General features: G+C 52.6%; 10 protein-coding genes. 3 read left to right on the top strand and 7 right to left on the bottom strand.

What is annotated here, in order from left to right; translation table 11 throughout:
* The first annotated feature begins 16 nt into the window (after nt 1–16).
* The 3 genes from tatA to tatC are packed head-to-tail and all read left to right on the top strand — an operon-like array spanning nt 17 to nt 1,368.
* Nucleotides 17–250, top strand: coding sequence for a Sec-independent protein translocase subunit TatA (tatA, locus tag ABYP33_RS09155; RefSeq protein WP_373090506.1), 234 nt, complete (start codon nt 17–19; stop codon nt 248–250).
* Nucleotides 251–625, top strand: a complete 375-nt coding sequence (gene tatB, locus ABYP33_RS09160) for a Sec-independent protein translocase protein TatB (RefSeq protein ID WP_373090508.1) — start codon at nt 251–253, stop codon at nt 623–625.
* On the top strand, nt 622–1,368 hold the full coding sequence (gene tatC, locus ABYP33_RS09165) for a twin-arginine translocase subunit TatC (RefSeq protein ID WP_373090510.1): 747 nt from the start codon (nt 622–624) through the stop codon (nt 1,366–1,368). Before tatB ends, tatC begins: the two co-directional genes overlap by 4 nt.
* 170 nt (nt 1,369–1,538) lie before the next feature.
* Here the strand turns inward: tatC and dnaB are convergent, their stop codons facing one another.
* The 7 genes from dnaB to ABYP33_RS09200 all read right to left on the bottom strand — a co-directional run.
* On the bottom strand, nt 1,539–2,948 hold the full coding sequence (gene dnaB, locus ABYP33_RS09170) for a replicative DNA helicase (RefSeq protein WP_373090511.1): 1,410 nt from the start codon (nt 2,946–2,948) through the stop codon (nt 1,539–1,541).
* A gap of 182 nt (nt 2,949–3,130) precedes the next feature.
* The gene (rplI, locus tag ABYP33_RS09175) at nt 3,131–3,577 is read right to left on the bottom strand and encodes a 50S ribosomal protein L9 (RefSeq protein ID WP_008246170.1); all 447 of its coding nucleotides are present in this window, start codon (nt 3,575–3,577) and stop codon (nt 3,131–3,133) included.
* Nucleotides 3,578–3,616: 39 nt separating this feature from the next.
* Nucleotides 3,617–4,465, bottom strand: a complete 849-nt coding sequence (locus tag ABYP33_RS09180; RefSeq protein ID WP_373090513.1) for a hypothetical protein — start codon at nt 4,463–4,465, stop codon at nt 3,617–3,619.
* A 17-nt stretch (nt 4,466–4,482) separates the two neighbouring features.
* Complete coding sequence (gene rpsR, locus ABYP33_RS09185; RefSeq protein WP_008246166.1) at nt 4,483–4,710, bottom strand: 30S ribosomal protein S18; 228 nt, start codon at nt 4,708–4,710, stop codon at nt 4,483–4,485.
* 22 nt (nt 4,711–4,732) lie between these two features.
* On the bottom strand, nt 4,733–5,176 hold the full coding sequence (rpsF, locus tag ABYP33_RS09190) for a 30S ribosomal protein S6 (protein ID WP_373090515.1): 444 nt from the start codon (nt 5,174–5,176) through the stop codon (nt 4,733–4,735).
* 151 nt (nt 5,177–5,327) lie between these two features.
* Complete coding sequence (gene rlmB / locus ABYP33_RS09195) at nt 5,328–6,065, bottom strand: 23S rRNA (guanosine(2251)-2'-O)-methyltransferase RlmB (protein ID WP_373083916.1); 738 nt, start codon at nt 6,063–6,065, stop codon at nt 5,328–5,330.
* A 12-nt stretch (nt 6,066–6,077) separates the two neighbouring features.
* A partial coding sequence (locus ABYP33_RS09200; protein WP_373090517.1) for an RNB domain-containing ribonuclease occupies nt 6,078–7,206 on the bottom strand: 1,129 nt, incomplete at its 5' end.

The raw sequence follows: 7,206 nt of genomic DNA on the forward strand, positions 1-7,206 counted from the left end.
GCAAAAGGACATAATCATGGGCTTAGGCGGCATTAGCATTTGGCAACTCCTCATCATCCTTGCCATCGTGGTTTTATTATTTGGCACCAAAAAACTCAAGGGCATGGGCAGCGACCTTGGCGGCGCCCTTAAAGGCTTTAAAGACAGCATGAAAGGTGACGAAGACGAGGACGCTAAAAACCTCGAAAACAAAGCCGAGCAGGACGCCGGCACGGCAAAAGCCGAGAGTAAAGAAGAGTCTAAGCACTAAATGTTCGATATTGGTTTTGCAGAGCTATTAGTGCTCGGTGTCCTCGGTCTACTGGTCATTGGCCCCGAACGCTTGCCCGGTACAGTGCGCACCATCGCGCTCTGGACAGGTCGCCTACGCCGCAGTTTTAGTGATATTCGCAGCGAAATTGAGCGAGAAGTCGGCGCAGATGAGATCCGCCGCCAACTCCACAACGAATCAATTCTGGCGTCGCTAAAAGAAAGCAAAGACCAATTAAATAGTCAGTTTAATAACGCTGGCGAAGGACTGCGCGACATAGAAAACAGTATTACGCCCAAGCCAGATCCTACGGCTACAACAGAAGTAGAACGAATCGCAAAACCGAAATCCAACAAACAAGATCCCACAATATGACTGACGCAGAACAGGATCAAGGCCAGCCGTTGGTTGCGCACCTAACCGAATTGCGCGACCGCCTACTAAGAGTCGTATTAGCGGTGCTGGTCTGCACCGTAGCACTCATGCCTTTCGCCAACACCATTTATAGCTTTATTGCTGAACCACTGCGTCGCTACCTGCCGGAAGGCACAAGCATGATCGCCACAGAAATTGCCTCGCCCTTCCTAACACCGTTTAAGCTGGTGCTGGTCTCGGCATTTTGCATGGCGATGCCAGTAATACTCCACCAGATCTGGCAATTTGTTGCACCCGGTATGTACCGCCACGAAAAGCGCATCGCCGCCCCACTACTTGCTTCAAGTGTTATCTTGTTTTATGTGGGACTGGCTTTCGCCTACTACGTGGTATTCCCGCTGGTATTCGGCTTTTTCAGTGGAATCACTCCCGAAGGCGTTAACTACACTCCAGATATCGCCCGCTTCCTAGACACCGCCCTAAAGCTGTTCCTCGCCTTTGGCATCGCCTTTGAAATCCCCATCGCCACCGTACTCCTCATCGCCTCCGGGGTAACCACCGCCGACGATTTAGCCAAGAAGCGGCCCTATGTCATTATCGGCTGCTTTGTTTTCGGCATGCTACTCACCCCACCGGACGTTATCTCCCAAGCGCTGCTCGCGGTGCCGATGTGGTTTTTGTTTGAAGTGGGGATTGTGTTTGGGCGCTTGGTGAAGAAGAAGCAAGCGGAGTCTGAGGTCTGAGGTCGGGTGTCGGACGTGGAATGCGCTGAATGCTTGACGGGAGATGGGAGACGCTAGGATCAAAAGCGAGCATCTAGGTGAACGGAGCGAATGCCTTTAAGCCTCAGACATCAGACTCCCGACTAAATACTGCCTCTTCGTCAGACGCCCGACATCAGACGTCCGACCAATTAGTATTCATCCGCCTGCTCATAGCCAAAGGCCAAATTCTCAAAGCGTGTATGCTTGCCCACAAAGCTTAACCTAGCAGTACCAATCGGGCCGTTACGCTGCTTACCGATGATAATCTCTGCCATGCCTTTATCTGCCGACTCCTCGTTATACACTTCATCGCGGTAGATAAACATAATAACGTCGGCGTCTTGCTCGATGGCGCCCGATTCCCGCAAATCCGAGTTAATCGGTCGTTTATTAGGCCGCTGCTCCAAGGCGCGGTTAAGCTGCGAAAGCGCTACAACCGGACACTCAAATTCTTTGGCGATGCCTTTCAAAGAGCGCGAGATTTCAGAAATCTCAGCGGTTCGGCCTTCACTCGCCGTGCCCGCGACTTTCATCAACTGAAGGTAATCGAGCATGATCATACCGACACTGCCGTGTTCACGAACGATTTTACGCGCCCGGGAACGCACTTCAGTGGGGGTTAGCGCCGGCGTGTCGTCAATAAATAGCAGCTTGTCTTTGAGCTTGGTCACCGCCGAACTCAGCTTAGGCCAATCCTCTTCTTCTAAACGGCCCGTTCGAATGCGAGTCTGGTCAATACGGCCCACCGACGACAACATCCGCATCATCAACTGATTAGCGGGCATCTCCATACTAAATACGAGGATGGGCTGATCGCTTTTCATCAGCGCATTCTCAACAAGGTTCATCGCAAAGGTCGTCTTACCCATTGATGGCCTTGCGGCGACGATGATCAAATCTGAGTTTTGCAGGCCGGAAGTCATTTCATCCAGCTTTTCAAAGCCAGTGGTTAAACCCGTTACCGCATCTTCGTTACTGAACAGCTCGTCAATCTTATCAACGGCTGACTTCAATAGCGGGTTGATCGGAGTGAGACCGCCCGTTTTAGGGCGCTCCTCAGAGATCTGCATGATGGCCCGTTCGGCCTCATCCAGGATCTCGTCACTATTGCGGCCTTCGGGATTAAAACTGCTGTCGGCAATGGCATTCGCAGCACTAATCAAGGAGCGAAAGGTGGCCCGCTCACGCACAGCTTGGGCATAGGCCCGAATATTGACGACCGAAGGGGTATTATTGGCGATCTCAGCCAAATAAGCTGCGCCGCCTACCTGTTCAAGCTGCCCCGCCTTGGCCAACTCCTCAGCAAGTGTTACAACATCTATTGGCAACTCTAAGGTAATCAAGCGCGTCATTTGCGCGAAGATTTTGCGGTGCTCAGGTCGGAAGAAATCGCCCTCACCAACGACATCGGCAACCGAATCCCAACTTTCGTTGGCAATCATCAGACCGCCGAGCACCGACTGCTCTGCCTCTACCGAGTGCGGAGGTAGCTTCAGTTGCGCGAAGTCGCTCTCTTCTTCAAAGGGCGGCGGAGAATCAGAATAAGCTTCGGGGTACACGGAACCATCACTAGGAATAAAACAGATCGGGCATTGTGGCAAAAAAAAAGCACGGCCGCTACAAAGAACGGCTGTGCTTTTTTACACCTGACTAACAGCCGCGAAAAACCACAGCCCTAAGCGCAAAGATCGTATTAACAACCCTGCACTTTCTAAATCAGATCAAAGACAGATCAGCAAAATTACTCGGCAACAACCGCAATGCTAACAGTCTGTACTACATCACTGTGCAATTGAATTGCCACGTCGTAGGTACCTAGATCGCGAATTGGACCTTCTGGCATACGTACTTCGCTTTTATTCAATTCAACGCCAGCTGCCGTTACTGCGTCAGCAATATCGCGAGTACCGATAGAGCCGAACAGCTTGCCGCCGTCGCCAGAATTCGCTTCAATAGTGACTGTCAACGCCGCCAGCTTTTCAGCACGGGCATCAGCAACACTGCGTTTTTCAGCAGCAGTCGCTTCTAAATCAGCGCGACGCGCTTCAAATTCAGCAACATTTGTTTTAGTGGCAGGTACTGCTTTGCCAAATGGAATCAGGAAATTACGGCCATAGCCGCCTTTAACATTAACCTGATCACCCAAATTGCCAAGTTTGCCAATTTTCTCCAGCAGAATCACTTGCATGGTTCTCACCCTCTTAAATTCGTCTGCGTTTGCGCCGCTCTATGGTTGAGAGCGATGCGGCAAACGCCGCCTAATATCAATCCAACTATCTACAATCGCCATCAAAATCAAGCCCGCCCAGAGCGGCCCCAACAACAACAGCGCTACGTAAAAAACTATTAACCATGCGCGACCTAAACCCAAACGTCCTGCGGCACCGTGTACCAAGGCTATACCGGAAATCACAATGGGCAGCATACACATCACCCCCCAAAACCGATAATTCCCACCAACATTGCTTAATAGCAACATCAGCGCAACCAAGGCCACTGTTATGGCTGGCGGCAAACGAAACTGCCACATTTCCTGACGAAACCCGCCGGGATTGTACAGTATGGACTGCCACCACCGCGCCAGCATTACCGCCAGCGTACTCCACAACACGGTGCTAACACCGATCACCGCGGCGATATCGCCGCTGCCAATCTCAGGCAAACGCCCAGACGCAGAAACCTGCATCCGCTCCAGCATGGGTTGGACCATTGCCAGAATCGAGGCCAGATAATCGCTGGCCAGTTGCATCAAGATCAATGCCGTTAGCAAACCGGCACCAACCGCAGCCAGCATTGCATAGGCCCACTGCTGAGTGCTGCGCAATACCGCTGCACTTGCTGCGGCGCCAAGCAGCATGGTCAAGGGGCCAACATCTGCGCCAATAGCGGCCACCGCAACTGCCGGTAACAGTGCCCAAAATACAACATAGGCACCTTCGCTCAAGCCTTTGCGCAGCATCACCAACGCTGCGGCTGCAACGCCAACCCAGGCAAACATGAGCGTACCAACACCCAAGCCTGCAACGGCTACCGCCTGCAAGCGCCCTTTCATAATGAATTCAGCTAAGGCGCGCATAATTTTACGTCGTTTAATTACTTATGGCTGTCTGTGTAAGGCAGCAAAGCAAGGAAACGCGCGCGCTTAATTGCGGTAGACAATTGGCGCTGGTATCTAGCATTTGTACCTGTGATACGGCTAGGTACAATTTTACCTGTTTCTGAAACATAGGCTTTCAGGGTTTCCAGATCTTTATAATCGATCTGGCTGACGCCTTCCGCGGTGAAGCGGCAAAATTTACGACGACGGAAAAAACGTGCCATAACTATTCTCCTAACTCAGCAATTATTCAGCGTCGTCTTCAGCCGTATCGGCTTCAGAGTCACTATTGTCATCAGTCGCCGACTCGGAGTCGTCACGGCTGCGCTCAACACGCTGTTCGCTGCGGCTACGACGCTCGCGGCTCTCGTTCTCTGCCTTCATGATCGGCGACTCTTCAGTCACAGCTTCATCGCAGCGAATAATGAGATTACGCAGCACGGCATCGTTATAACGGAAGTTAGTAGTTAACTCTTCCACAGCTTCAGCAGACGCTTCAGCATTGATCAGCACGTAGTGTGCTTTGTGGATTTTGTTGATTGGGTAAGCCAGTTGACGACGGCCCCAATCTTCTAGGCGGTGAACTTTACCGCCGTCTTTTTCGATGGCTTGAGTATAACGCTCAACCATACCTGGTACTTGCTCGCTCTGGTCTGGATGGACCAAGAACACTATCTCGTAGTGACGCATTTTTCAGCTCCTTACGGGTTAAGCCACCCTTTACGGTGTGACAAGGAGGACAGCTCCGACCAAAATAGTCGGAACTACCAATAAATCAAGAGCGCGGATTTTAGGTATATCGGGGATGATATGCAAGTGATTCGCACACTATTTAGCCAATTCAGGCTTTTAAGCGCTGGCGCACCGCCTCAAACAAACAAATTCCCGTTGCCACTGACACGTTTAAGCTACTCACTGAGCCAGCCATCGGTAATTTCGCCAAATAATCGCAGTTCTCGCGAGTCAGGCGGCGCATACCACTGCCCTCTGCACCGAGTACCAGTGCCCGCGGCCCGGTTAAATCCTGCTCGTAAAGCGATAACTCGGCCTCGCCCGCCATACCGACAATCCAGACGCCGGCTTGCTGCATCTGCTGCAGACTGCGGGCAAGATTGGTGACTTGCACAAAGGGCACGACCTCTGCCGCGCCACAGGCAACCTTCAGCACCGTAGCACTGAGCCCAACCGAGTTATCACGGGGCGCAACCACAACAGTCACCCCTGCCGCGTCGGCACTGCGTAAGCAGGCACCAAGGTTGTGGGGGTCAGTGACGCCATCTAACACGAGCACTAAAGCCGAGCTACCCGCGGCGACCACCAAATCTAGCAAGTCTTTTTCCTGAAATTGGGCCGCCGCCTCTACCAGCGCAATAACGCCCTGATGGCGCCCCTCAATCATTGCATCTAATTCAGGACGTGCCCGCTGAACCGCGTGAACCTTCGCGGCCTTAGCGAGATCAAGTACTTCCTGCAGGCGTTTATCAAGCCTGCCCGTTTGCACATACAACTCCTGAACTCGCTCAGGACTACGGGCCAGCACGCTTTGCACTGCGTGTATGCCAAATATTTTCTCTGCCACAGAATAAAACCTCTATCGACTACGACGCGTTCTATTGGCGCCCGATTTAGGTTTGCCACCCGTTTTTTTGGGTGTTTCATTTGGACCCGAAGCTTTTGCACCAGACCGACTACGGCGAGGCTTAGGTTTGGCCTCCGCTGCTTTAGCTTCAGCCGCTTTCGCACCAACTGATTTAAACGCTGCCTTCGGCTTAGCCGCCGCTTTAGACTTTGTTGGCATCAAACCCTTTAAGCCCTTGGCCAGCGCCTCACGAACAGAGGTCTTTTTAGGGGCCGCCGCCGGTACATCCGCAACAACAGGTACAACGGATTGCCGCTTTTTACGCGGCGCTGACTTCGCCGCAGGCGAACTAGCCTCGGGTTTACTGCGGCGGGGCGAGGGAGATGCGGTCTTCGGCTCGACCTTACGACCGCGACTTTGACCCGGCTTACGGCGCTGGCGCTTAGGTCCATCACCAGCTGGCTTTGTCGGGTCATGCGCTGCTTTTTTGCCAAGGTCATCGCCAGCGACAACACCCAAGTCAATTTTGCGCTGATCAAGATTAACGGCCAGAACCTGCACCTTTATTGCGTCACCAAGCTGAAAGACGCGGCGGGTCCGCTCACCAATTAAACGCTGATGAGCCTGATCAAACTGATAAAAATCCTGCGGCAGCGCAGTGATATGCACCAAGCCTTCTATATAGAGATCCTGCAACTCGACAAACATGCCGAACCCAGTGACCGCAGTGATAATACCTTCATGCTCACTGCCGACATGGTCTTGCAGGAATTCGCATTTCAGGAAGGCCATTACATCGCGGCTTGCCTCATCGGCGCGACGCTCAGCGACAGATGAGTTCGCGCCCTGAGCAATGAGGGCATCCATGTCATAGGGATAAATTTTCTTCCGATCAAGATTCGGTGCATCGCCAATCTTATGGAAGCAAGCAGGCGCTTCACCGCCGCCACTGCGAACCAAATAACGTAGCGCGCGGTGAACCAACAAATCAGGGTAACGGCGAATCGGCGAGGTAAAGTGGGTATAGCCGGCATAATGCAAGCCGAAATGCCCTTCGTTCTCCGGGTGATAAACCGCCTGACTCAACGAGCGCAGCATCATGGTCTGAATTACCGCCGCATCTGGACGCTCGCCCAGATTC

It is taken from the genome of Zhongshania sp. (genome assembly GCF_041584495.1).
GTDB lineage: Bacteria > Pseudomonadota > Gammaproteobacteria > Pseudomonadales > Spongiibacteraceae > Spongiibacter.